The sequence below is a fragment of the Bacillus sp. FJAT-25509 genome (assembly GCF_001420605.1).
Lineage (GTDB): Bacteria > Bacillota > Bacilli > Bacillales > Bacillaceae_G > Gottfriedia.
Genome location: NZ_LJIZ01000021.1, coordinates 362,284 through 386,817, shown reverse-complemented (window position 1 = coordinate 386,817; position 24,534 = coordinate 362,284). Strand labels below are relative to the sequence as shown.

Annotated in this window: 25 protein-coding genes; 1 reads left to right on the top strand and 24 read right to left on the bottom strand. The window is 34.1% G+C overall.

The window, feature by feature from the left end:
• Window positions 1-157: 157 nt before the first annotated feature.
• From AN960_RS14920 to AN960_RS14860, 14 genes are all read right to left on the bottom strand, one after another.
• Window positions 158-1,252 (bottom strand): HupE/UreJ family protein, encoded by a 1,095-nt coding sequence (locus AN960_RS14920; protein WP_056473040.1) that lies wholly within the window; start codon window positions 1,250-1,252, stop codon window positions 158-160.
• A gap of 308 nt (window positions 1,253-1,560) precedes the next feature.
• Complete coding sequence (locus AN960_RS14915; RefSeq protein WP_056473037.1) at window positions 1,561-4,602, bottom strand: LamG-like jellyroll fold domain-containing protein; 3,042 nt, start codon at window positions 4,600-4,602, stop codon at window positions 1,561-1,563.
• Between the two features lie 484 nt (window positions 4,603-5,086).
• Complete coding sequence (locus AN960_RS14910) at window positions 5,087-5,293, bottom strand: hypothetical protein (RefSeq protein WP_056473036.1); 207 nt, start codon at window positions 5,291-5,293, stop codon at window positions 5,087-5,089.
• 415 nt (window positions 5,294-5,708) lie between these two features.
• Window positions 5,709-7,091 (bottom strand): L-cystine transporter, encoded by a 1,383-nt coding sequence (locus tag AN960_RS14905; RefSeq protein ID WP_056473034.1) that lies wholly within the window; start codon window positions 7,089-7,091, stop codon window positions 5,709-5,711.
• A 141-nt stretch (window positions 7,092-7,232) separates the two neighbouring features.
• Window positions 7,233-7,700: a DUF3291 domain-containing protein gene (locus AN960_RS14900; protein ID WP_056473031.1), complete on the bottom strand. Its 468-nt coding sequence runs from the start codon at window positions 7,698-7,700 to the stop codon at window positions 7,233-7,235.
• 310 nt (window positions 7,701-8,010) lie between these two features.
• Window positions 8,011-8,232: a hypothetical protein gene (locus tag AN960_RS14895; protein ID WP_056473029.1), complete on the bottom strand. Its 222-nt coding sequence runs from the start codon at window positions 8,230-8,232 to the stop codon at window positions 8,011-8,013.
• Between the two features lie 60 nt (window positions 8,233-8,292).
• A complete protein-coding gene (locus tag AN960_RS14890; protein WP_056473027.1) occupies window positions 8,293-8,676 on the bottom strand; it encodes a YkvA family protein in 384 nt (127 codons plus the stop codon).
• A gap of 90 nt (window positions 8,677-8,766) precedes the next feature.
• Complete coding sequence (locus AN960_RS14885) at window positions 8,767-9,105, bottom strand: DUF3147 family protein (protein ID WP_056473024.1); 339 nt, start codon at window positions 9,103-9,105, stop codon at window positions 8,767-8,769.
• The gene (locus tag AN960_RS14880) at window positions 9,089-9,514 is read right to left on the bottom strand and encodes a MarR family winged helix-turn-helix transcriptional regulator (RefSeq protein WP_056473021.1); all 426 of its coding nucleotides are present in this window, start codon (window positions 9,512-9,514) and stop codon (window positions 9,089-9,091) included. The genes AN960_RS14885 and AN960_RS14880 overlap by 17 nt, the downstream gene beginning before the upstream one ends.
• Before the next feature lie 472 nt (window positions 9,515-9,986).
• Window positions 9,987-10,442: an SRPBCC family protein gene (locus tag AN960_RS14875; protein ID WP_056473020.1), complete on the bottom strand. Its 456-nt coding sequence runs from the start codon at window positions 10,440-10,442 to the stop codon at window positions 9,987-9,989.
• A gap of 98 nt (window positions 10,443-10,540) precedes the next feature.
• Window positions 10,541-11,227, bottom strand: coding sequence for an MFS transporter (locus AN960_RS25090; protein ID WP_286131718.1), 687 nt, complete (start codon window positions 11,225-11,227; stop codon window positions 10,541-10,543).
• 41 nt (window positions 11,228-11,268) lie between these two features.
• Window positions 11,269-12,096: an MFS transporter gene (locus AN960_RS25085; protein ID WP_286131717.1), complete on the bottom strand. Its 828-nt coding sequence runs from the start codon at window positions 12,094-12,096 to the stop codon at window positions 11,269-11,271.
• A gap of 64 nt (window positions 12,097-12,160) precedes the next feature.
• On the bottom strand, window positions 12,161-12,493 hold the full coding sequence (locus AN960_RS14865; protein WP_056473017.1) for an ArsR/SmtB family transcription factor: 333 nt from the start codon (window positions 12,491-12,493) through the stop codon (window positions 12,161-12,163).
• Between the two features lie 170 nt (window positions 12,494-12,663).
• Entirely contained in the window at window positions 12,664-13,248 is a 585-nt protein-coding gene (locus AN960_RS14860) for an MFS transporter (RefSeq protein ID WP_156339693.1), read from the bottom strand.
• A 1,218-nt stretch (window positions 13,249-14,466) separates the two neighbouring features.
• Here AN960_RS14860 and AN960_RS14855 point away from each other — a divergent pair.
• On the top strand, window positions 14,467-15,762 hold the full coding sequence (locus tag AN960_RS14855) for a purine-cytosine permease family protein (RefSeq protein ID WP_056473011.1): 1,296 nt from the start codon (window positions 14,467-14,469) through the stop codon (window positions 15,760-15,762).
• A 454-nt stretch (window positions 15,763-16,216) separates the two neighbouring features.
• On the opposite strand, the gene AN960_RS24920 is transcribed toward AN960_RS14855, so the two are convergent.
• From AN960_RS24920 to AN960_RS14795, 10 genes are all read right to left on the bottom strand, one after another.
• The gene (locus AN960_RS24920; RefSeq protein WP_082459520.1) at window positions 16,217-16,663 is read right to left on the bottom strand and encodes a hypothetical protein; all 447 of its coding nucleotides are present in this window, start codon (window positions 16,661-16,663) and stop codon (window positions 16,217-16,219) included.
• Between the two features lie 432 nt (window positions 16,664-17,095).
• Window positions 17,096-17,881: a GNAT family N-acetyltransferase gene (locus AN960_RS14835; RefSeq protein ID WP_056473004.1), complete on the bottom strand. Its 786-nt coding sequence runs from the start codon at window positions 17,879-17,881 to the stop codon at window positions 17,096-17,098.
• An 82-nt stretch (window positions 17,882-17,963) separates the two neighbouring features.
• Window positions 17,964-18,362, bottom strand: coding sequence for a signal peptidase I (gene lepB, locus AN960_RS14830; RefSeq protein WP_172795421.1), 399 nt, complete (start codon window positions 18,360-18,362; stop codon window positions 17,964-17,966).
• Between the two features lie 710 nt (window positions 18,363-19,072).
• Window positions 19,073-19,435, bottom strand: coding sequence for a YciI family protein (locus AN960_RS14825; protein ID WP_056472999.1), 363 nt, complete (start codon window positions 19,433-19,435; stop codon window positions 19,073-19,075).
• Between the two features lie 419 nt (window positions 19,436-19,854).
• Window positions 19,855-20,313, bottom strand: coding sequence for a DUF6678 family protein (locus AN960_RS14820; RefSeq protein ID WP_056472997.1), 459 nt, complete (start codon window positions 20,311-20,313; stop codon window positions 19,855-19,857).
• A gap of 157 nt (window positions 20,314-20,470) precedes the next feature.
• A complete protein-coding gene (gene arsC, locus AN960_RS14815) occupies window positions 20,471-20,878 on the bottom strand; it encodes an arsenate reductase (thioredoxin) (RefSeq protein ID WP_056472994.1) in 408 nt (135 codons plus the stop codon).
• A 23-nt stretch (window positions 20,879-20,901) separates the two neighbouring features.
• Window positions 20,902-21,945, bottom strand: coding sequence for an ACR3 family arsenite efflux transporter (arsB, locus tag AN960_RS14810; RefSeq protein WP_056472992.1), 1,044 nt, complete (start codon window positions 21,943-21,945; stop codon window positions 20,902-20,904).
• Between the two features lie 19 nt (window positions 21,946-21,964).
• Window positions 21,965-22,402, bottom strand: coding sequence for an ArsI/CadI family heavy metal resistance metalloenzyme (locus AN960_RS14805; RefSeq protein ID WP_056472988.1), 438 nt, complete (start codon window positions 22,400-22,402; stop codon window positions 21,965-21,967).
• A 58-nt stretch (window positions 22,403-22,460) separates the two neighbouring features.
• Complete coding sequence (locus AN960_RS14800; protein ID WP_056473131.1) at window positions 22,461-22,778, bottom strand: ArsR/SmtB family transcription factor; 318 nt, start codon at window positions 22,776-22,778, stop codon at window positions 22,461-22,463.
• A 409-nt stretch (window positions 22,779-23,187) separates the two neighbouring features.
• On the bottom strand, window positions 23,188-24,495 hold the full coding sequence (locus AN960_RS14795) for an MFS transporter (RefSeq protein ID WP_056472983.1): 1,308 nt from the start codon (window positions 24,493-24,495) through the stop codon (window positions 23,188-23,190).
• Window positions 24,496-24,534: the final 39 nt, after the last annotated feature.

Genomic DNA, 24,534 nt, shown 5'->3' with positions numbered 1-24,534 from the left:
AGCATTCAATTAAACATAGAAAAATATAAAATAATATATTAATAGTACCAATATATAATAAAAAACTTATTGCAATTAAATGTAACATGATGGAATTTAACATCGCACAAAATCATTTTCCCAATGTAAAAAATCAGAAATAGGAATCATCATGGACTTATTGTAGTCTTTGAACTAACCAATAAAATGCCACCGCAAAAATAAGGCAAGACGTTGAGACCATCATTTTACGATACCATGGGAAACGTTGCATCAATAGCAATAAAGGAAGTAATAGGCACAGGATCATGAGTTGTCCTCCTTCCACACCTAAATTAAACGTCAGGAGTGAGCCAAGTTGATTACTCTTTGGAAGTCCAGTTTCAGCCAAGGCCCCGGCAAAGCCCATGCCATGAATCAGGCCAAATAAGGCCGTCAATAGCCATCGCCATTTCGCTTTTTGAATAAATATGTTTTCCACTGCTACATAACAGATTGTCAGGGCAATCAAGGATTCGACCCAGTAAGGGATGACGTGAATGCGACCGGTTGCCACCAAGAACAGTGTAACGCTGTGGGCGATAGTAAAAGCAGTAACAATTTTCAACGCATCCTTGAATTTAGTTGCGATTAATACTAAGGATAACAAAAACAGCAAATGATCATATCCTGTCAAAATGTGTTCGATTCCAAGCTTAAAGTATTTCCACAAAACATCGCCAATCTTAGCCTTTGGAAGGTCCATGGAAAGGTCCTTGGGAGTGTCTTTGGGAAGGTTAATCAGAATATCTTTATTAGTGCTATTAATCATATCCTGCTGAAAATAGTCCCCTGCATGGACCATGAGTACACTCGTATGAGTAGGTACATCGTCAAACACCAGATCGTAATGCAGATTAAATTGTTTGATTTCTTCATCGGCGATAAACCTCAGTTGAAATTCCATGCCTCTTACGACACCCTTTTGCGCCATATTCATCGAAACCAATTCCATCTTTAATGGCTTCGAATCAGCATCTAATCGAAGACCATTCTGTAAATAGGATTCAATTTTTTGCGAGGCCAGTTCATCGTTCACCAGATTATCCAAGTTAGTACCGAAATGTGGAAACAAGTCTTTTTGTTCAATAAAAAGGTCATACAGAATCTCGTTTCCTTCAATGTTTAAATCCGAATAACTCATATCTATGGAATGCGCAAGTGAAGTTGTGGTAGTCCCAAAAAATAATAAGAACATGATGATGAACATGGACAGAAATGAACGCATCTTCATAGCGGAACCTCTTTTCATGAAATGTTAGTATTACAAATTGAAATATTGTATATCCTGTTACGAACGTTCATTCTGCAACCTGATCATGTTGCTCGACTTATTTCAAGCTGTGATGCAGATTTAGTACGCCTTTGGTACTATTAAGCGTTTAAATCGATAAGGGGGAGAAAATTGATCTCCCCCCGTTTCATTACCGATCCATCCTAAATTTCGCTAATGCGATGAAACCTGCGTGTAAACTTTTGGTTTCAAACACTTGAATTGCTCTACTTTTGTGATGGCTGCAGGCACTGTTATGCTCTTTAACGTCACGGTTGAACGACTTGGAATGTCTTGCGATCCACTACCGTATAACCGTCATTGAGCAAAAAGAGTACATCATAAGTGCCAGGAGCCAGTCCATTGTTTAAACTAACTTTTCCAGATCCAGAATTTAAATAACTCCATCGCAAAGATGCACCGGCACCTGGAGGAACATCTCCGGTTTTGTATATGCCGACCCAATCTTTCCCGTTTAACGCTGCCCCAGTATAGGATAGGGTAATAGCTTCCCCTTGGTTGTACTGGGATTTGTCTAGTGTTATTGGGCCTGTAGCCACTCCAACTGCTTGAACAGTTACGTTAATGCTTGTTGTCAATGGAACGCTGTTCGGGTTTTCAACTCCGGAAGGCAGGGTTACGGTCCCTGGCACCGAGAAGGTCTGCACCGTCTTGATAGCCGGATTGTAGTTAACGCCGCTTAAATCCCAAGTCACACTTGCGTCCACATTTCCTTTATCGGTTGCAAGAATTACTTCTGTGGGCAATCCAAGAGCTTCCGCTGTCTTGGCCGTTCCGTTGTTCGCAGATAACGATGCAGGCGCAGTGATGCTGTTTAAATTAACTCTTTGAGCCTCAATTTCAATGTCCTGCGACGAACGATTGTACATGGAATCGTCAGCGAATACCCTGAGTATATATGGAGTAGTCGGCGACAAATTTGTAAACTTATAATGCCTGTATTCATCGAACGGCTTGTCTAGTGGAAGCGAAAGGCTGTTAAACGATTTGTCCACTTTCCCCGTGAGCTTGTTGATAAGCTGAATATTATATTCCAAAACGCGCACATTGTCATTTGCTTGCTTTATTGTAAAAGCAAGTTCGTTGTTTTTGTAGGAATCGACTGTAAAACCCTCTTCAAACTCCGGAACTATGAGTTCTCTTATATCGCTCCTACTATAGGTAAAGGCCTCTTTACCTTCACCAACGATTTTTACAGAAGGTATGCCTACATATTCATCTGTACTTAAGTTATACTGTTTGATGATAATTTTTGAACCGTAAACCTCTAAGAAATTCACAATGCGAGGTGTAGTTTTATAGTTGATATACGAGCCTTCTAAATATCCACCGTAAGGACCATCATCAATATAGCTTGAATATGAACTCGCACCGCTGTCGAGAAACGTAGCAGAACCTTGATAGTGAGAACGTTCGTCGGTCGGGTCGTATTGCGTATGACCTGACATATATACCACCTGCGACAAGTCATTGTCGGCAATATATTTACCTACATTATTACTTGCTGAGCTGCTCCATCTCCCTGACCACACTGTTCCACTTATAGGGTAGTGAGAAGATACAAATATGGGTTTCGTTGGATCGTAATCCGCTTCTGTTTTAATTTGGTTGAGTAAATCTTTGGTTTTTCCCACTGTATTGTCATTGTTATAATTTCCGTCAAAACCTACAATATTATATCCTTTTACCTTTACCCTATAAGCACTGTTAAAGAAATTGTTATCGTATGAATTCGTTGAAGCGTTCCACGCGCCCGCCGAACCGACAGGTATAAATTTTTCGGCGCCGCCCATATCATGGTTGCCTCTTACCATATAAAGCTTCGTATTGTCAAACAGACCCTCACCTTTAAGTTTATTGTAAATGTCTGTCAGATTTTTCATCCACACATATTCATTGGCGTTGTTTCCACCGGTAACGTCGCCAGGAATAAAGAGTACGTCGGCTTGTGGGAATAGTCTCAGTTCAGTTCTGTAATCTTTTTCAATACGCGCGATTGTTGCGGGATTAGCACTTACTTCCGGATCGCTGTCCACAATCATATTTAAACCGGCAGGAGTTAATGTTTTATTGCTTTTTTGATAGATGAATATGGCGTTGTTTAGTTCACGTTCGTAATAATTGATGGTTTCCTGTGTATATAATTTTACTTTTTGAGTTGTTGCAACCTTATTTGCCGTATTCAAAACCTTCTTCAAATAATCAAAATCGGTTTGGCTGAAGCCGTTACCGAGACCGTCTGCAGTTATTTTATTTGCTTCTGATATTTTGTCGTTAAGTGCTTTCATATCTACTTTATTTACAGCGTAACTATTATAATTAGCTTGAACCATATCACTGCTAAATGCACCTTTCCAAATATTTAGATCAGCTATATCGAATGAATTACCTCCATTTTCGCCCGACCCGTCGCTACCTATATTTAATGGGTTCGATGTATCTAAGGTTCCAACCCCCAGAGAAGTTTCAGTCATTTTATAACCATCAATATACAACGATCCAAGCATTTTATCTCTGTCTACAACAAATGTCACGTAACGCCAATGGGAAGCATTAAACGTGTCACGCCCAAATTTTATTGATGAGGTCGGGAATCCTAAATTCATATTGACCGAATTGGCTGATGTATAAATCGCCCAGCCTTCGTTAGTGCTCTTAGTAAAATCCTTGTTTGATAATATTACCTGATTATTGTTAGTGTCCCCCTTATACCAGAAGGATGTGGTAAAACTGTCATTACCAAAATTCAAGCTATGCGTCGTACCGACGTAATTACCGTCTCCGCTTTCTAGGTGCAGAGCTTTGGCCCCGGGTAATACACCGTCTACATAACTATAATTTCCTTTCCCTTCCAATTTCTCTTGATTTGCATCGTCCTTTAAATTATTGTCGAATTTCATCGATGAAATAAGGGGGTTGGCATTTAATACTGCATTTGTGGGCAATGAAGTTTTTCTGTCACCATTTGATGGTAAACCAACTACAACGCGCAATTTTTTACCAATATCATTTAACGTTACTGTGTAGCTTTTGGAAGTCCCACCCGATTTTACATTAATATATTGATCGCTTATACGTGATTCCTGTACTTGCCATTGAAATGTTAGATTTTTGCCCATTGAACCATGACCCATGATTACATTGGCAGTGATCGTTTGACCGTATACCGGCTGCATATTGTCGATTTTTACAAGTTTGGTACCCGATTCGTTTGCAAGTGCATTCGTGGTGGTTGATAACATAACAAATATCATCGTTAATACGAGAGAAATAGATAAAAATCTTTTCATTACAGAAAACCTCCAGGAATTCTAATTTTCTACGATTACTGCTAATTACTCTAAAGTAAAGACCAACTTTTCTAAGAAAATATTACTTTTAGCTTGAATATGAATATCACTTATAACAGGGAAAACTAAATCGGGTTTATTTCCATCCGAATGTATAGAGATCTATGGATACATATTAACGTCGGCCCGGCACATCGAATTTTGTTGTCCCTCCCCTGTTGGACAGTTTTTTTTGCTAAATTCGGAAGCATCGATCTTTTACAACTCTTGCTACAAGGTTTCCACCCAATCTAACAGATCAACTCACTGAACTTTTTCCTGACTATTAAGTGAATTCAATGTAGTAAAGCAGATTACAACAATTTATAAACTGTGAAAAATAGTTAAATATCAATAAAATATTGTTCCTCCTTTTCCTAAATGAACTTAACTTTCCTTACGACTTCTTCTCCTAGTGAATTCAGCCACGCTTTAGAATTTTGATTTATTTTTTCAGTGAGAAGGTGAAAAATATCACACGGACAATTATATAATCACTATGTAAATTGAACATTAATTCTAAATTATCAATTATTAACACAACCATTTGTGTTAAGTAATCCGTAATGATAAAGACTTTTAACCAAATGCTTTCCTCAGGAAGTAAATCAAATAAGAAGAACCAAAGTCCTAAAAACTGTATACCCTTCATTCCTCTATCCTTTGGCCAGAATTGATCTTCAACGTCTAAATAAATACGAAAAAGTTCAAGAAAAACTACGTTCTTGAACTTAAGTAGTTGAATTTGAAATCATGTCTGTTAGCTATATTTTTCGGTGTCCTATCGATCTTAGATTCTTCTAGATTTAAAAAATTGTTATATAACTAGTAAAATTAGCCATTAATTATACACCTTAATTATTGACCATATGTAAAGTAAACTTAATTTTTATGTCTACCAATAAATACTATTAAGATATTTTTAATAATGCATAATGATTTTTTAATGTATGCATCTAGTTAAAGGACCTGCATACACAATGAATCGATTGATATTTCTATACAAAAAAGAGCCCCAAGTAAAAGCCATTTTCCTCGGGACTCTTTATTTTTAATTAGTTTTTCATTTATGCTTCCACAACATCCGTTTGCTGATAGACTTCACTTTCGAATTCTCCGGTAGCCTTACTTGTTAGGATACCGGATGTCATTGCTCCACTAACGTTTAGAGCTGTACGGCCCATGTCAATTAGCGGTTCAACTGAGATTAGTAGTCCAACGATTGCGATTGGAAGATTCATAACTGATAGTACGATAAGAGCTGCAAAAGTTGCTCCTCCACCGACACCGGCTACACCAAATGAACTGATTGCTACGATTAAAATTAGAGAGATAATAAATGATGCACTTGTTGGATCAACACCAGCTGCTGGAGCTACCATTACAGCTAACATTGCTGGGTAGATACCTGCGCATCCATTTTGACCGATTGAAAGACCAAACGAACCAGCGAAGTTTGCAATTCCTTCTGAAACACCGAAATCTTTTGTTTGTGTTTTGATTGTCATTGGTAAAGTTCCAGCACTTGTACGTGAAGTAAATGCAAATGATAAAGTTGGTAATGCTTTTTTCACATATCTTACTGGGCTTAGTTTTGCAAATGATAATAATAATAAATGCACGATAAACATTGCGATTAAAGCCACATAAGATGCTATTACAAACTTACCTAATTTTACGATTGCATCATAATCACTTGTTGCTGCTACTTTTGTAATGATTGCTAAGATTCCGTAAGGTGTTAAACGAAGAATTAACGATACGACTCTCATCGTTACTGTATAAAGTGTATCAATTATTTTTGCAAAAAACTCTGCAGTTTCAGGCTCTTTACGTTTTATACCAAGGTAGGCAATTCCCACAATTGCTGCAAAAATTACAACTGCAATTGTTGAAGTTGCACGTGCACCAGTTAAATCTAAAAATGGATTACTTGGAATTAATTCAAGGATTTGTTTTGGAATTGTCATAGCTTCGACACTTGGAACACGTCCTTGTAATTCTGTAATTCTAGCAGTCTCTGCAGCACCTGCTGATATTTTGATTCCATCAAGTCCAAATCCTAAAGCGGATCCAATTCCAATAGCTGCTGAAATTGCTGTTGTACCAAGTAGAATCCCAATAACAAGGACACTAATTTTACCGATATTTTTAGTTAACTTTAATTTAGTAAACGCTCCGACAATAGAAACGAATACTAGTGGCATAACAATCATTTGTAATAGTTTTACATAACCACTACCAACAATGCTAAACCAGTCAATTGATCCGACTGTTACTTCATGTTCAGTTCCATAGATTAAATGAATAATATAACCAAAAATAAGACCTAAACCTAAACCTGCGAATACACGTTTTGAAAAAGATACATGCTTTTTTTGCATAAAATACAAGCCATACATAAGTACTAATAAGATAACAACATTTACGCAGATAAGAAATGTATTCATTTTTCTCCCCCTTTTCTTTTAATAATATAATTTACGAAAATATTAATACAAGTATTCCTATAAATCAAGTAGGAATTATTATATTTTTGTAAAATTCCTACTTTTTTATCATTAAGATACAATTTAACTAGAAATCTATTACTACTTAATTAATAATTTTTCACCATATTGATCAAATGCATGCTTAAAATCAAAAGCAGTAGGAGTTGGTCCATTTTGAATGTAATAGGCATATCTTTTAAAGGCCTCTTCCCACGAAACATCACTTTGCTTCTCGGTCCACCACACAATATATGAAAAGTGCTTCTCTTTATAAGATTCCATCCATTTACTTCGATCCTTCAACGCTTGCTTATGGTGCCCCGAGTACGTAAAACGATATAAAGATTCAAGATTCCTCCATACCGTTAGTGTAAGTATAGGATAACCGCCCCCCTTACTAACTTCTTCAGGTAGAGAGATTCCATCAGATGAAAACGCATCAATCATGTGTCCTGATTTTGTAGCCTGACGAAATACATCATTTCCTACAGAAAAAAAATTACGAGACGCAGAGTGGTCATATGGGTTTTTTAGCCTACCAACTGTATAGATTGCAACAAAAGCCATAAATAGTCCTCCATAGACAGGTTTTATTAAATTTATATTCAAGTAAGCTTTTATTTCATAACTAATTCTTTTTTTCAATATTTTTATATTTTGTAGAGAATTGGATTAAGTCGAAAACTTTGTAGATGGGATGGATATTAAATGCAGGTTTAAAGGTAGATCGTCGTAAAAAAAATGACTGCAATTCATAATAAAACACAAAAAACCACAAGGAATAATTACCTTGTAGATCTTCTTTTATTTCGTTCTTTATAGACTCCTCAGTTATTTACTCAATATTTGTAACTATTTTTGTTCATGGTCTAATTTTTTATCTAAGTTTCCAGTAAATCATTAGACACTTTCCATACCCTTTCGCTACACCTAGTTCTATTGCAGTTATAGCAACATCTAAGATTTCGTGTATTCCTTCTGTAATTTTATTTCTTGCACATTGATACATTGCATGTGAGAAACGGAATTTCAAATGCATTTCCTGTCTAAATGGCTCCTTACTTTTAGCCAATAATTTTTCAAAAAACAAAACATACAAAAACGACTGCCCTCTCAAAAGGACAGCCGTTTTACATTCAATCTAAATCTCTTTTTATACTTAACTTATTAATTGATAAACTTTGAAAATGACCCAAATAAAAATCACTAGCCAAATCAGCAAAATTAATGATCCGACTATCCAATTTTTAGGTTTACCATTTTTCATCATTTCTTCTGCTTTCATTTCACAGTCTACTATTACATTGTCTGGTATCAGCTTTAAAGAAATATAAATACCTATTGGAATGAGAATTACATCGTCTAAATAGCCTAAAATTGGAATAAAATCAGGGATTAAATCAATCGGACTAAAAGCATATGCTACTACACAAACTATGAATACTTTTGCATACCACGGAACACGTTCATCCTTGCAAGCAAAATAAAGTGTGAAGATTTGGTGCTTTAATTTCTTCGCCCATATTTTTAGTTTTTTAAGCATTTTATCTCCTATAAATTAGCGTTTATTTTGAATAATTATATCAAAAATTATTTTTCAAAGTTATAAAAAGTCGGAAAATCTACTCTTAAATTAAAATAAATGTTTGACTACTAAATCTTGGGCAAAAATATAAACAAGCCATCCTAAAATTCCAAGCCCGATTGAACTAATTAAGTGCATTGAATGCTGTAGAGCCAATCCAATAATTAACAGCATCACGACCGTACCCGGTATTCCTAATACGACTCCATAAGCAAATTTACTTAATGTTTGCACTTGTTCGCCTTGAACATTGAGCCATATTAGACTTAATAGACTAACAATAGGTAATGCCGCAATCAATCCACCCTGTGAAGGGAATCGACGTGCAATTTCGGTTATAACCCCGATTATAATTGCTGAAGTAAATATTTTAATAATCGCGTACATTTTGAGCTCTCTCTTTCATTAAATTAAAGGCTTTTAAAATCATTTCTCTTTCTTGTTCGGTCATCTGTCCAAAAAGAAGCTGTTGAAGTTTTTCTTCATTTAAACTTGAATTTTGTAACAAAACTTCTTTCCCTAAATCAGTAAGCATTAGGATTACTTTTCGTTGATCAATTTCACCACGAGTTTTATAAACATATTCTTTTTCTAGTAATCGTTTAACATGTTCCGATGCTGTATTGTGAGAGACTTTAATTCCTTCAGCAATGTCCTTTATCCCGACTTCATCTTCTTTATCGATAATTTGTAAAATCCGAACGCTTTGGTGCGTAATATTTTCTTTATGCTTATATCGTAAAAGATAGTAAATATCTGTCCATAATTGATTCAATTGTTTAATTTCTTTATCCATGTTGATTCTCCTTATATCGTATAATACGATTATATCTTACAAATGGATTATATCTTATAATACGATATATGTAAACTATAGGGTTGAGGAAAGTCAGTGAAAAACGATAGGTTGCAAATAAAATCTGAGAATGGCAATTAAAATTGGCAAAACTGCAATTAAATTTAGAGAATCGCAATTAAAACAAAAAATTACCCATACCAGTTAAGGTATTATGATATTAAAATTGTTCAATCATTAATACTTTTAAATGGAAAACTAGCAAATATGCTCTAATTCTTTTCATATCGAATAAAAATTGATATTAATCTAATAAACTATAAAAAAAATCGAACAGATTAACATTATCTAAGAAGTGCACCGACTTTTTTATTTAACACTAGTTATTTTTACAATTAAAAAAGGATGTCCCTCTGTCAGTTAACCTGACTTATGGGGCAATCCCTTTTTAAATCCATATAAACTATCTTTCTTAAACAGAAATTGGTGGCAATGTATTTCCTGTTTCAAGTAAGCTTTTTAAGTTACTTAAAATTGCTGGCCAGCCATTGTTTAATCCTTCAAACGTATCATCACGATCTACTAAGTCAGTAGGTTCAAGATTTTCAAGTTTCAAGGTTAATCTGACTGTTGATTCTAATTCTTTCAACACAAATGTAACGATTGATGGTTCTTTACGGTTCGTCGGATCATTTGTATGATTCCAAGTGAAAGAAAGTAAACGAAATGGCTCACATTTTAAAATCGTTCCATAATCTGTAACTTCACTATTTCGTAAATAAGAAACCGTTGAACCTACTTGCCACTCAGATTCAATTGCAGTTCCGAAAAAGTATTTTTCAGTATATCGAGAGTCCGTTAAAGCTTCCCATAGTTTTTCAGGTGTAGTTGCGATGTATGAGACATAAACAAATTGTGGTTTATTCATTGTTATAATCCTCCTCAAGTCCATTTTTTTAATACACGTGTTAGTTTTGTACACGACTACTAATTCAGAAGCGTTATATTCTATTTTACATCATTGATTTATAACCCGGGTTTACTTTTCTCGCGAATTAATAATGCACTTGCTAATGATCCAATAAGCAAAAAGATGGCAATGAACAAATCTACATCTTTTATACCAGCGTTGAAAGTACTAAAAACAATATTCTTAATGTGTTCATAAGCTGGCATTTGTTTGAATACTTCAGCTTGTTTACTCTCAAAAATTAGCGATCCAGCAAAAGCTCCAGATTTATGAAAAACTTCTAGCATTTGATGTTTAAATCCTGAATCAATATTTTGAATCGCCATAATATGTTTATCCAATGAATTGTTATATCCTTCTGTCAACTTAATTCCCAGCATTACTACACCAAATGAAATGCCGACTTGTCGGAATACGTTTAAAATACCGGAAGCCATACCAACCTGTTTTTTATCAACTGAACTCATTGCAACATTAGATATTGGCGGATTTACTAAAACATTACTAATTCCTAAAAGGACAAATCCAGGCATTAAATAGCTCCATTCAAAAGGAACTTTGATCATCTGACGCATAACAAGTATTCCAATTGCTCCAATAAATAGTGCACCACTAATCAACCAACGATTGCCGATTTTTCCAGAAATAATCCCAGCCAAAGGGCCTAATATGATGGTAAACCCACTAATTAGTAGCATTTTAACTCCAGTTTCAAACGCAGAGTAACCCATATAATTTTGCATAAGAATAGCTAAATAGGTGAATCCACCATATAAACCAGCTCCTAAAACAAAGGCGCAATGTTGGCACCGTTAAATGACCAATTTCTAAAAATTGATAATTCGATCATAGGTTGTTTTACAATTCTTTCAGTGATAATAAATGCAATTAATAAAATTATCGATAAACCTAATAAACTTAAAATATGCCAATCTGTCCACAAATAATTTTCATGCATTTCTTTTTGAATTAGAGCTAATACCATCGTAAAAATCAATGCAGTGCTTAAAACAAATCCTAAAAAATCAATTTTTTCATTACTGTTCTTATTGCTTTCCTGAATGAAGAATAATCCTAATAGAATAGCTAAAATACCAAAAGGAATATTTACTAAGAAGATTGATCGCCAACCAAAACTATCAACTAAGGCACCGCCAATAAGTGGTCCACCTGAGATAGCAACACCAACAACACTACTCCAAATACCTAATGCAAGACCTCTTTGTTTTTCAGGAAATGAAGCAGTAACTATAGTTAGTGATAAGGACATCATGGCTGCTCCACCAATTCCTTGAAATCCTCGGAAAATGTTCAACCAAAGATCGCTACTTGCTAAACCACTAGTAAGGGAACCTATCACAAAGATGGCTAATCCCAATAAAAAAACTTTTTTACGTCCAATGATGTCTCCTAATTTCGAGATTGGCAATAAAATCGCAGCATACACTAAAGTATAAGCATTCAAAACCCATTGTAAATTTGAAAAATCAGATGAAAAATTTTTTTGAATCTCTGGTAATGCTACATTCACAATTGTAATATCAAGCATTGCCATAAATACAGCTAAACTAACCGTAATTAAAACCCACCATTTTCTTTTAGTATTTTCCAAACTAAAAACCCCTTTCGTGTTTCTGTGCACACAAATGCACATATTAAATAAAATGAAAAGCACCCTACTTTTCCAAATTCATGAGTGCTTTTATATTATTTGTTGTCTCTTCAAAGGTATCGACAATAAATTCTTTATTTGCTTTGTAGTAAATCTCCCGACCTTCTTTCCTTCTCTGCACGGAATTAAATCGATTCATTAAATCTAGATGACGTGAAATCACTGAACGATTTTGAGGAAAATGCTCCGCTATTTCTCCAATAGTCATTTCCCCATAAACAGAGAGGAATATCAACAATTCGCTTCGGACTGGGTCTAAAATTGCTCTGAAAAATTCTATATTTATATTGTCTTCAATCATTTTTTTACATTTATTTGGATCATGATTAAGTCCCATAATCTCACCGCCTAATTTCTATTATATGCATCCGTGTGCACATGTCAACAAATTGATTTTTGAGAGAAATTCTTCATTCCATGTTTATTAGCTAAGGAATTTAAAGTGGAATGCTTTACTCTGGCACAAAAGAAATTACTTTCAGTTAGTTCCTTTGAGCATTAATAATATCAACTATTAGTTGATGCAGTTTGTAAGGTATTTGCCTCAATATCCACTTCATTTAGACTATATAACTTTGAGCTTATGAAAATTAGGCACACCACTCCAAGTACACATCCTGCAAGTAAAAAGTAAAAAGATGCTCCAAAAAATTCTGATAAAACACCTGCAATAGTTGTACCCAACGGAATAGTTATCCAAGCGATCATTCTGAATAGACTCGTACACCTACCTAAAAGATGATCGGGAACAATTAACTGTCTTAGAGTCACTGTTTGAATATTCCATGCAATAAGTAAAAATCCAACAATAAATTGAGTAAATAAAATTACGATAGGCTCCTTGGAAACTATTAATATAAATGGCGGAATAACTTGCCCGATTGTTGAAATAGTAAGTAAAAATCCCATACTGAAACGGTTTTTTATTCTACCTATAGCAATCGCACCAATGACCATACCACAACTTAAACCTGCCATAATAATTCCAGCCCAATTTGAATCAAGATGAATTTCATTTTTAATTCGGAAAAGTAATGCTATATCTATTCCAGGTCCAACCAAATTTACTAGCATTGAAAATAATGCTAACACAGCAATGCTTGCCAAGTATTATTCTTTGCACAATAATCTAATTCATGTTTAGCTTCGACAATTAGGAAGTAAAGTAATCTATTAATTGTCATTAATTTGTAACATTTTTCACAAACTAACATTTAAAAATAATGATATTATTCTTATGAAAAGAATTTGATTACAAATCTTTTCCCCTTTAAACCTTTTAAATCTTTAAGTCCCTTTTAAAATCTTTAAAATCTATAATTTCCCTATTAGCCCTATTGACTTGACACTCTCAAATAGGGCTCTTTTTTTATTTAAACAGATATTTTAACTTGAAAAAGACTATCTTTAAGTAACGCTTTTTCAACTAAAGCATTAGTTAGTTCAATATGAATCTATTTTTCAACCTCAAGTTGTAATCTTTTTAAAGCTGTTTCTCTCGCTTTGTATTCATAATAACCTTTTTTAACATTTAAGCTTCCCAAGTTTTCAATTGCTTCAATGTTTCCAAATCTTCCTAGCCCTTCGATTGTATGACCTCGTACTGTTTCATCTTCTAGACATCGACTAATATCTTATATGCTTCTGGCGTTTTACTTCTAGCTAATGTTCCCATTTACGTCTGTCTTGCACTTCCAAATGTTACGTTTTTACAGATTTCTTTCACCATCTCCATTATTACTAAATTAACCCTTTATTTTTATTCATACTGCCTAATAGAAAACCCACATTTTTGGTTATTTTATATAATTACATTAAATGAAATACCCCATACAATAATCTTGCAAGGTCAAATGAAAGCGCTTAATTAAAGATACACCTCGCAAATTAAAGAGGGGGGAATCACAAACGACAAATCATACATAGCTCCACCATGTTTCGCTTCTTTGCTCACCAATGAACAAATTAGTTTGTCAAATACGTTCAATCATGAAATTGGTCTAATGAGCCTAAATACAAGGGATACGCCCTCTTGAGATGACTTTTTTATTATTCACCTTTTATTTGCCTAATTGCCCATGTGACTCGTTAACAGTATTTCACTAAAAGGTAAGCTTTTTACTATTGATATCTGCTACATGACCTTAAAAATGGCGTTATTAGGTAAAGTATGCATCAAGTTTTCGTTCCGACTTTCAGCTTTAAAGTACGTATTAAAAAATAGAGTTTTATCCAAATCAGGCTTTTCTCTTGGCCTTGTTATCGGATTGGAGACTCACAAAAAAATTGTTTCACTAGGAGGAAACATTCATGTCAACCAGCGTTGATGAAAAGAAGTTACTGGATCCAGAGTTTGAACACATTCCTGTTCCCAAAGAATACCGCAAAAAATTATCATCCGTTGCAGCTGTTTGGTTTGGTTTTCCAATGGTATTAACCAGTGCAGTAATCGGCGGACTTATCACTGCACAGCTTGGCTTTAAAGCCGGCGCCTTAGCAATGCTGCTTGGTAATCTCCTCCTTTTCGTCATGGTAGGCTTACTAAGCTATGATGCCGGCCGTTCGGGATTGAACTTTTCTCTGACCGCACAAAAGACATTTGGACGCTCGGGTTATTATATTATTTCCGGATTACTTTCTACAGTTGTAATCGGCTGGTTTGCTCTTCAAGTCGGACTTACTGGCGCTACAATGCATGGGTCATTTGGTGCTAATTTGTTAATAATGACCGTCATCGGTGGAATTCTCTATGTTGCAGTAACTTATATCGGTATTAAGGCTTTATCTTTCTTAGGGTGGATTGCAGCACCATTTTATTTTCTAATTGCCATTATTGCAATTGTTATGGCAATGAAAACCGGTAACTCTGATATTTTAAACTATCATCCTCAAGTTTCAAATGCAATGTCATTTGGAGCTGCTGTAACGTTAGTATTCGCCGGGTTTGCCGATTCAGGTACAATGACAGCGGACTTTACTCGTTGGGCAAAAAGTGGCCGTGAAGGGATTTTATCAACCATTTTCGCCTTTCCAATCGGGAACTTGATTGCCGAGCTTGTTGGAGGAATTATTGTAGCAACTGGAGTTATCCCAAATCCAGCTTCAACCGGTGGGGACTTCATGTCAGTATTAGCGGGACATGGTCCATTGCTTACCATCTTGTCTATCCTTTTTGTCTTTATCAATTTGGGTTCTGTCGGTACACATTGCTTATACAATGGCGCTGTAGGCTGGTCACATATGACTGGTAAAAAAATGAGACCTATCACGCTTATAATTGGTATAATCGGTTTAATCGTTGCAGTTTCTGGAATTTATAATCACTTTTTCAACTGGCTCGTTCTTCTTGGGGTAATCATTCCGCCTATCGGAGCAATTATGATTATGGATCGCTTGGTTCTTCGAAAGAATGATTCGGCAAATTTAGTAAACTGGAGACCACTGGCATTCTTTGTCTGGATTTTGTCTTCGGTCATCGCATTATACTGTAACTTCTACGCACCACATCTTTCAGTAGCTTTTGTTGGCCTTGTATCTGCAGCCATTTTCTATGGGATAGGCAGCAAGTTAGTCAAAGGTCCCGACTCTATCCCTGAAATGAAATAGGTTGTATGAAATAAAAAGATATGAAAAAGCCGTCTCCTTTTTATAAAAGGTGAACTGCCCCCCAATTGTTAGATACGTCGAACAATTGGAGGTGCAGTTTTTTTATGGTGAAATTTTCTCCAGAAAAAAATTGCTAAATCCAGTGATGTTCATCCTAGTATTCTTCACAATTTCCCAAACCAATTATAAAGAGTTATTCTTACATAAAGAAAGAGCACAATTCTTGCTACAGAATTGCGCCCGATTGTGGAAGATTTCTTTTGGTAATATTCTCACCCTTTGTGACCGCTTAGAAAAGCTCAAACAATTACAAAAATCTCATTTACTTATGATACGGCTCCCAGATATTAATACTAAACTACATCCTTTACAATATGACCATCTGCCATTTAGGACAATAAAAAAACCTACTATTTAGCAGATTTTTTATTCAACATACGTATGCGTTAGTTTATTAAGATTTATTTCTTTTCATTTTCTTTTGAACTAAAAAAATTAAAGCACCTAGCATTATAAGAAAGACAATTCCTGCTACAATTAAATTAAAGGGACTGTATTTCCATCCGGCATACTCACCTTTTCTAATAGCTTTTATATATTTACCATCAGCTTCAACTGCTATTGCTTTTTTCGTACTAACACCTTTTATTGAATAATATTTTGTACCCCTTTCATAAACATTGGAAAAATTACCATAATAATTACCTTCAACATCTGAATACTTTGTAACTGACCCTATTTCTCTTCCGATTCCTGTTACATACTCATCGCTAATAACATAAGTGTAATCATTAAAAACAACAAACTTATATGCCCACTTCGCTAAAGTATTGTTTGGGTATAAAAATAAAATCATTAATGCCATAAATGTGATAAAGATTGGCAAGTACTTTCCTCTCACACTATCACTCCTAAAATATGTAATCAGTACTTGTTTTTAATTATCTACTCCGATAAATATGGAAATAGCATCCTTATTTCTTATTCAATAATTCACCCGAAATACCTTTAATCTTATTCCAAAAGACTCTAATTAGCACAAAAAAAAACGACTATACAGTCGATCATGTTGTACAACTAACGCATCCGTTAGTTTAATAAGATTGATTTAATAAGCTTCATCCTTTTTCAGTAGAACGATTTTTTATAGCGACTAAGCATTCGCACGTATATTCAACTAACGCGCCAGTTAATATGGTTGAACCCGATAACATAACCACCAACTACATTAGCGATATTCTTAGGAACGCCTAAATCAATCAATTTATCAGTATCAGTTTTAGCTTCTTTTTGGCATCCACCAAGTATTAAATTAAACAACAAGATGTGAAAATTACTCTTTATAATATACTGCATAGTGAATAGGTTCTTCAAAACCTAACTTTTCTGCTAATCGTATTGAGCCAAAATTATCAATATCACATTCCCAACGAGGAGCTAAACCTTTATTTATACAATCTTGTATATACATTTTTGCAGCAATAAAGGCCAAACCCTTCCCTCTATATTCTTCTTTAGTTGCAATGTCTATTTCGGAAAATAATTCATTAGCAAATACAGATGTACACTCACATACAGACACTTCTTTATGTAAAACACAAATTCCAAAACCATTTTCTAAATAATTTGAAACAGAATCCCAGTAATGCTTATAGTAAATTGGTTTAAATCCAACATTTGACTGAAGTACATTTTCATCAATTTTTTTTAATGAGTAGTCTTGAGGTAATTCATAATTATCTAGTATTCCTTCTTTAAATTTAAACGTAAAAGAATATCGATCCAACTTAGTTAATTTGTTATTTAAAAGGTCATTAATTAATTGATTCCAAGAACCTGATGAAGAAAATAAAATAAAAGGTAATTTCTTCTCTTCTACTCTATCAATATAAAATTCCTTTAACCAATAGTTAAAAGAAATATTTGAAGTTTCTCCAATTACACAGTAGAATCCTGATTTCGTACCAATAAAAATGGAATTTGGAGTTTCGATATGATCAACAAATACCTCACCATCTACTATCTCTTGCAAAATTGAATAAACAAACGTAGGTATATAATTTATTGAAATAATTAATGGAAAAATATTTTTATATTCTTTATTATTTAATTTAATCATTGATTCACCTTTCTTTATCGTCGTTTTTAAATTTCATTCATGCCAACAGTTGCTTTATGCCCATGCCATTAGTTTTGTTATCCTATTCGGCTAACAGAGTAAAATAATTCTTCCATTCTATTTCATTAATGATATCGTTACCACTTTTTTTCAAACTCTTTTTATAAGTAGTACGATTAGAAATACCATTGTTCATGGCTTTAGCATAAAATGCATCTAAAATCTTGTCATCAATATACAGTTGCCCTTTTTTGATTTCTATTTTTTCTCCAGGTAATCCTACAACCCTTGCAACATTCTTGTTACCATTTTTAGGTGAAACATAATAAACAACTTCACCACGCTGAAATTTATGTTGTTTATAATAGGTTGTATCGACTACTAATGTACCTGCATACTCATGATTTCCTCGGTACATTTCATCGTATAAGTGTTCAATTTCTTTAAAACCTTTCGATTCAACAATTGGAACAGTTTCCAAGGTAGTCTTATCTTTAATTGTTTCTATTACAGTAGTCTTATCTTGAGATTGACACCCTACAAGAATGAGACACATTTCGATTATAAAAAGTAAATGCTTGATAATCCCCTCCTCTATTTAGAATATTCAATAAAATGGTATTATTTCCCTTTTATTTTTCCTAAGAAGGAAATTTATAAAGCAATTAATCAGTAAATGAACTTAAAAGTGATAATAAAAATAATGATGAAAATTTTCACCTCTTAAAGTTCAATATTTCACTTACATTATTCGTGTCTATTATTTAATTTCTTATGCAACTAAACTGCCAAATACTTAAAAAGGAATCGATTTTCATCGATTCCGGAAATTTTGCTATTACTTATGAGTTAAGTGTGTTAATTACTTCTAAATGATAAAATAAATTTCTCCCCTACATTAATAATTTGTCTAATCGTAGAAAAACGCGGATGAATTTAGGGTTTACAAATATTAAAATACGTACCTGTTTGTGAAGTATATCACTTAAACTATACTGCCATTATGTTGAATAAGAATCTTTTCAGCAATTGATTTATTTCTAACTATTTACGATAAAAAACCAGAAAAGCCTTCTAACAGGTTTTCTGGTTTTTCACTTTTTTACTGAATATTAGTTTACCTGTAAAGGACAAACCCGTTGATATGACTTTTTTATTCGGTCATATTAATCTAATATTTAGCCTATCGGTCTATTCAAATACTTGGCGTAGTTCAATCTGTCCTTCACCAAGACCATGTGGATCTGGTGCGCGCATCGCCCACTCAATGGCTTCCTCGCGAGATTTCACATCTATGAACCAGTATCCTGCAATCAACTCATTGACTTCAGCGAAAGGTCCATCTGTAATGATCGGCGGTTCTCCAGGAACAGGGTATGTTATACGAATACCGTTGGAGCTTGGATGAAGTCCACCGACTGACACCAGAACTCCAGCTTTCTTCAGTTCTTCATTATATTTCTTCATCTCAGCAAACATCAGATCCATCTGCTCACTTGGCATTGTCCCTGCTTCAGAATCCTTTGAGGCCTTCACAACCATCATAAATTTCATTAGTAACTCCTCCTCTGGCTTAGCTCAATAAAAAAATCGACTTTTCAACCGACCAAGTTATTCAACAAACGCATCAGTTAGTTGCATAAGGAAATAGAACCCTTATTACTTAATCTTATTTAAAAGTTAATTGATATAAGTAAAGAGCAACCTTATCCAATATTGTTCCGATTCGATAAAGCAAAATACCAATTCCAATCAAGCACACTAAATGAATTATTTTATATATAGAATCTTTCATAAAAAGTACTCCTTACTTTCTTAATCTACTTTTAATTATTTATTCTACTTTTATCTAGAAAACCCTACTTCTTATTTAACTAAACTGCCATTTTGTTGAATAAAAAAAGCCGCATATAAGCAGCTCGTGTTCTTCAACTATTGCACTGCGTTAGTTGCATAAGTTCCTTACAGTTTTCCTAAGAATCCCCTTTGATTAAGGAACATGTATCTCGAATATATCCATAAATATAAAACGAATTATTGTGTTCTTTGTAAGGTATTTTATATTTATGTAAAATTTCAAGGAACTCTTTTGTGATATCTATTTCTTTAGGAAGAAGTAGTAGTCCCATTGATTCTAAACGCCTTGGTCGAACTCTTATCCATTCAATCGAACGTAGTGGCACACCATCCATCCAATCTCCAGAACCATAAACATCGTTATCAAAATTTTGGGGATTTGGAGTGTCTTCCAAAACCATTTTTATTTGTAGTGGTGGAACAAATGGAAGAGTCGTTAAAACAGCTTCTTTCAGTTGTCTCCATTTTGTGTTATTCATAACTGAACATAATTGTTTTTTTTCGAGAACTTTATACAATTTTTTCTTTTCTTCAGTTTCAATAACCATAAGACCATCCTTTTTAATAAACCACACTATTTAACTCCTTTTATTTTACCATTTCTTATTAAACTAAACTGCCATTTTGTTGAATAAAAAAATCGACTAAACAGCCGATCTTGTTATCCAACTAATGCAGTGCGTTAGTTCAATAAGAAAAACAAAGAACCTTCTATGGTAGAAGGCTCTTTTATTATTCTCCAGTTTCAGCAAACTGTTTAATACGAAGTCCAATTTGTTCACGAACTTCTTGGAACACATCCCATTCTTGACCAGCTGGATCATCAAATCCCCAATGAACACGTTTCACATGTGGTGGCGTTACTGGACATACGTCATTCGCATGACCACATAAAGTCACAACTAAGTCTGCATTGTTTAAGATGTTATTATCGATTAAGTCTGATGTTTGATTACGGATATCGATTCCAACTTCATCCATTGCCTTGACTGCATTCGGATTTACACCATGAGCCTCAATTCCAGCTGATAGGACGTTCCATTTATCTCCTAAATATTGTTTCCCCCAAGCTTCTGCCATTTGGCTGCGGCAGGAGTTTCCAGTACATAAGAAGTAAATTGTTTTTTTATTATCTGCCATGTGTATTCCACCTTAGTTTAAATTTATATTGTTGTTTCTTTTGCAAAATATTTTCTTCTCATCCACAAGGCTGCGTTAACCAACGCAATCATTACGGGTACTTCAACCAATGGACCAATTACTGCTGCAAATGCTGCTCCTGAATTAATTCCAAATACTGCAACTGCAACTGCAATTGCTAATTCAAAGTTATTACTTCCAGCTGTGAAAGCTAAAGTTGTTGAAACTCCATAACTTGCTCCCGATTTCTTCCCTAAGAAGAAAGAAACAAAGAACATAATGATGAAATAGATTAATAAAGGAATTGCGATACGAACAACATCTAAAGGTAGCTCTACAATTACTTCTCCTTTTAATGAGAACATTACAATGATTGTAAAAAGTAATGCGATAAGTGTTATCGGACTGATTTTAGGAATAAATTCTTTTTCATACCAATCTCTACCTTTGGCTCTTACAAGAATTAACCTTGTAAATAGACCTGCTAAAAATGGAATTCCTAGATAGATGAAAACTGATTTTGCCACTTCTGGCATTGTAATATCGATAGACATACCTTCTAAACCAAAAACTTTTGGTAATACTGTTACGAAGAAATATGCGTAAACAGAGAAGAAAATCATTTGGAAAATGGAGTTAAAGGCTACTAATCCAGCCGCATATTCACGATCACCATCAGCTAAATCATTCCATACGATAACCATCGCAATGCATCGTGCTAAACCAATCATGATTAAACCAACCATATACTCTGGATAATCTCTTAAAAAGATAATTGCTAATAAAAACATTAATACTGGTCCAATTAACCAGTTTTGAATTAATGATAGAAATAATACTTTTACATCTTTAAATACTCTTCCGATCTCTTCATAACGAACTTTAGCCAGTGGCGGATACATCATTAAAATCAATCCGATAGCTAAAGGTATTGAAGTCGTTCCAACTTGTAATTTGTTTAGGCTATTTACAAATCCAGGTGTTGAAATGCCAAGAATTATCCCAATTGCCATTGCTACGAATATCCAAAGGGTTAAATATCTGTCTAAAAATGATAATCGTTTCATTCTCTTCTCCTTTTAAACACTAACAACAAGAATTAACTTTAGATTCAGTGGATGTTTTACAACAAGACGTATTTTCTATTTTTTGAACTTCACTATCTGCTTTAGTATAGAAGAATTCCCACTCATTTCCGTCTGGATCTGTTACCCAAAACTTATCTTGTACCGCATAGCAACAAGTTGTATCCATTTCTTCACGTGCGAAGAAACCTTCTTTTTCTAGTCTTTCCTTATGAAATAAGATTTCTTCAGATGTTTCAACTTGGAAACCAAAATGATTTACTTGATTACCCTCAACTTGATCACGAACATTTATCGTGAAATTAAGACCTGGATTTTCTAACAGAAACTTCGCATAACCTTCCTTCACTTTAATAGGTGCTAAACCAAATACCTTTTGATAAAAAACAATAGATGCCTCTAAATTTGTTACATTAACACCTACATGAACATATTTCATACAGAATTCCTCCCTTAATTTATAAATCAAAAAAAATTGATTTAATGATTAAAAAAAATTAACAACAACTACTGCTACGGTTACCGTTATCTGATTTTCGGAAAATACAACAAAGCTCTTCTGATAGCAAACTGTTAACTTCTGTGTCGTTTAAATCGTAATAGCTCCATGTACCTTTCGTCTCTTTGACAATGAGCCCTGCGTCCAACAAGATTTTCAAATGATAAGAAAGCTTTGATTGTGTCATATCAAACGTTTCGGTTAAATCGCATACACATGTACTTCCTCTTTGGCAGAGCTCATACATGATTTCTAGACGCTTCTGATCAGCTAACGCTTTAAATTTCTGCTCATATTTCTGGAACTGTTGTGTCATCTCAGTCATATGCTTTCTCCTTCATCAAATTTTCTTGATGAATTTAGTATATGTTAATTTACCAAATAAATGCAATATATTAATCAAAAAAAATTGATTTAATTAAAATTCCTTGTTCAACTAGACTGCCAGTTAGTTTAATAAGAAAATCAAAATTCTACTATAAAGTCCAATAAAAGTTAAAACGCTAAAAATAGAGAAAGATGCCTAAGCTAAAAACGTAAAATATGGAGGATTACGCCTTCTTTTTTTCAACTATAATCCCCCCTATTTTTAAAGTATTACTATTTTAATAAGCTATAAAAATAGTTAGAACTTTAAGTACTTTATGTTGCATACCAATTTTGGAAAGTAGTATCAAAAAGCAAAAAAAGAGAAATTGCCGAAACAATTTCTCTTTTTCATTCTATTAACCTGCAAGATCATTCGAAGGTCTAGCAGTTTGTTCTCTTTTCCCTGGTTTAACAAAGACCATTGCAACCATTCCTAGTGTTACTGCGATTGATGCTGCGATAAACATTGCACTATATCCGTGTTTTGCTACTAGGCTACCTGTTAGGGTTGGTGCAATAATTGTTGCTAGGTTTGCAATGAAATGTGTTACACCACCAAATGTTCCAGCTTTTTTTGGTTCTGTATCTAATACGACTGTCCAATAAATCGAGTTTGGTAGATAGTTAAATGCATTACCAATACACATTAAGATTAAGACTGCTGTAGCACTTTGAACGGTTGGTATTAGCATGAAACAAATTGCTGTAAAGAATAAAGAAATTACTGTAAACCATGATCTAGCAATACGTAAATTTCCTGTTTTTCTAAGAAGTGAATCTGATATTTTTCCGCCTAGTAATCCTGTGAAAATAGCTCCAATCCATGGAATCATTCCAACAAATCCTAGTGATGCTAATGAAAAACCGAATTCATCTTGTAAATATTTTGGCGTCCAAGTAAGTAATAATATATTTACATATAAAAAGGCAAAATATCCAATTGCATTCATTACTAGATTAGGATTTTTGAAAAAATAGTACCATGGTGTAGATTCTTGTTCACTTTTTCCACTAACTGGATTATTCAAACGGATGGTCTCAAGTTCTTGTTTTGTGACATTTGGATTTTCTTCTGGTAAGTTTGTAAATACTTTAGACCAAATAAATGCCCAAATTAGACCAACTACCCCAAGAATAATAAATGTCACTTTCCAATTTGCAACTGATAATAGAGCAACTACGATTGGTGCAGTAATAAGTGCCCCTACAGGTGTACCTACTAAACCAAGTGCAACTGCAAACCCTCTTTCTTTCGGAGAAACCCAGTTGGCCATAGTTTTATTCATTGTTGAAAGGGTAGGTCCTTCTGCAAATCCGAATAAAACTCGGAAAACTGCGAAACCAGCTAAAGCTGATCCACCAAATAATGTTGCACCTAAATGACCAGCAAATACAGTACCTAATTCAAAAATTGACCAGGCAGTTGCGGCAAGTAGCCACATAAATCTTGGTCCTTTTTTGTCAGCGAAAGCTCCTCCAAATAATGCACCGAAAATATAGCCATATCCAAAGTAACCTAAGATTTCACCCCAGCTAACTGGACTTAATCCAAACTCTTTAATGATTTCTGCCTGTGCATATGAAATTGCACCTCGGTCAATATAATTAACAATCGTGATCATAATGATCATAAAAATGATAAAGAATCTATAATTATTTTTCATTAAAAGATAGTTCCTCCTATTAATTTTTTTATTAGAAGA

Coding starts and splice junctions, on each gene's coding strand:
- AN960_RS14920 (WP_056473040.1), bottom strand. CDS start 1,252: ATGAAGATGCGTTCATTTCTGTCCATGTTCATCATCATGTTCTTATTA.
- AN960_RS14915 (WP_056473037.1), bottom strand. CDS start 4,602: ATGAAAAGATTTTTATCTATTTCTCTCGTATTAACGATGATATTTGTT.
- AN960_RS14910 (WP_056473036.1), bottom strand. CDS start 5,293: ATGAAGGGTATACAGTTTTTAGGACTTTGGTTCTTCTTATTTGATTTA.
- AN960_RS14905 (WP_056473034.1), bottom strand. CDS start 7,091: ATGAATACATTTCTTATCTGCGTAAATGTTGTTATCTTATTAGTACTT.
- AN960_RS14900 (WP_056473031.1), bottom strand. CDS start 7,700: ATGGCTTTTGTTGCAATCTATACAGTTGGTAGGCTAAAAAACCCATAT.
- AN960_RS14890 (WP_056473027.1), bottom strand. CDS start 8,676: ATGCTTAAAAAACTAAAAATATGGGCGAAGAAATTAAAGCACCAAATC.
- AN960_RS14885 (WP_056473024.1), bottom strand. CDS start 9,105: ATGTACGCGATTATTAAAATATTTACTTCAGCAATTATAATCGGGGTT.
- AN960_RS14880 (WP_056473021.1), bottom strand. CDS start 9,514: ATGGATAAAGAAATTAAACAATTGAATCAATTATGGACAGATATTTAC.
- AN960_RS14875 (WP_056473020.1), bottom strand. CDS start 10,442: ATGAATAAACCACAATTTGTTTATGTCTCATACATCGCAACTACACCT.
- AN960_RS25090 (WP_286131718.1), bottom strand. CDS start 11,227: ATGCAAAATTATATGGGTTACTCTGCGTTTGAAACTGGAGTTAAAATG.
- AN960_RS14865 (WP_056473017.1), bottom strand. CDS start 12,493: ATGGGACTTAATCATGATCCAAATAAATGTAAAAAAATGATTGAAGAC.
- AN960_RS14855 (WP_056473011.1), top strand. CDS start 14,467: ATGTCAACCAGCGTTGATGAAAAGAAGTTACTGGATCCAGAGTTTGAA.
- AN960_RS14835 (WP_056473004.1), bottom strand. CDS start 17,881: ATGATTAAATTAAATAATAAAGAATATAAAAATATTTTTCCATTAATT.
- AN960_RS14825 (WP_056472999.1), bottom strand. CDS start 19,435: ATGAAATTTATGATGGTTGTGAAGGCCTCAAAGGATTCTGAAGCAGGG.
- arsC (WP_056472994.1), bottom strand. CDS start 20,878: ATGGCAGATAATAAAAAAACAATTTACTTCTTATGTACTGGAAACTCC.
- arsB (WP_056472992.1), bottom strand. CDS start 21,945: ATGAAACGATTATCATTTTTAGACAGATATTTAACCCTTTGGATATTC.
- AN960_RS14805 (WP_056472988.1), bottom strand. CDS start 22,402: ATGAAATATGTTCATGTAGGTGTTAATGTAACAAATTTAGAGGCATCT.
- AN960_RS14800 (WP_056473131.1), bottom strand. CDS start 22,778: ATGACACAACAGTTCCAGAAATATGAGCAGAAATTTAAAGCGTTAGCT.
- AN960_RS14795 (WP_056472983.1), bottom strand. CDS start 24,495: ATGAAAAATAATTATAGATTCTTTATCATTTTTATGATCATTATGATC.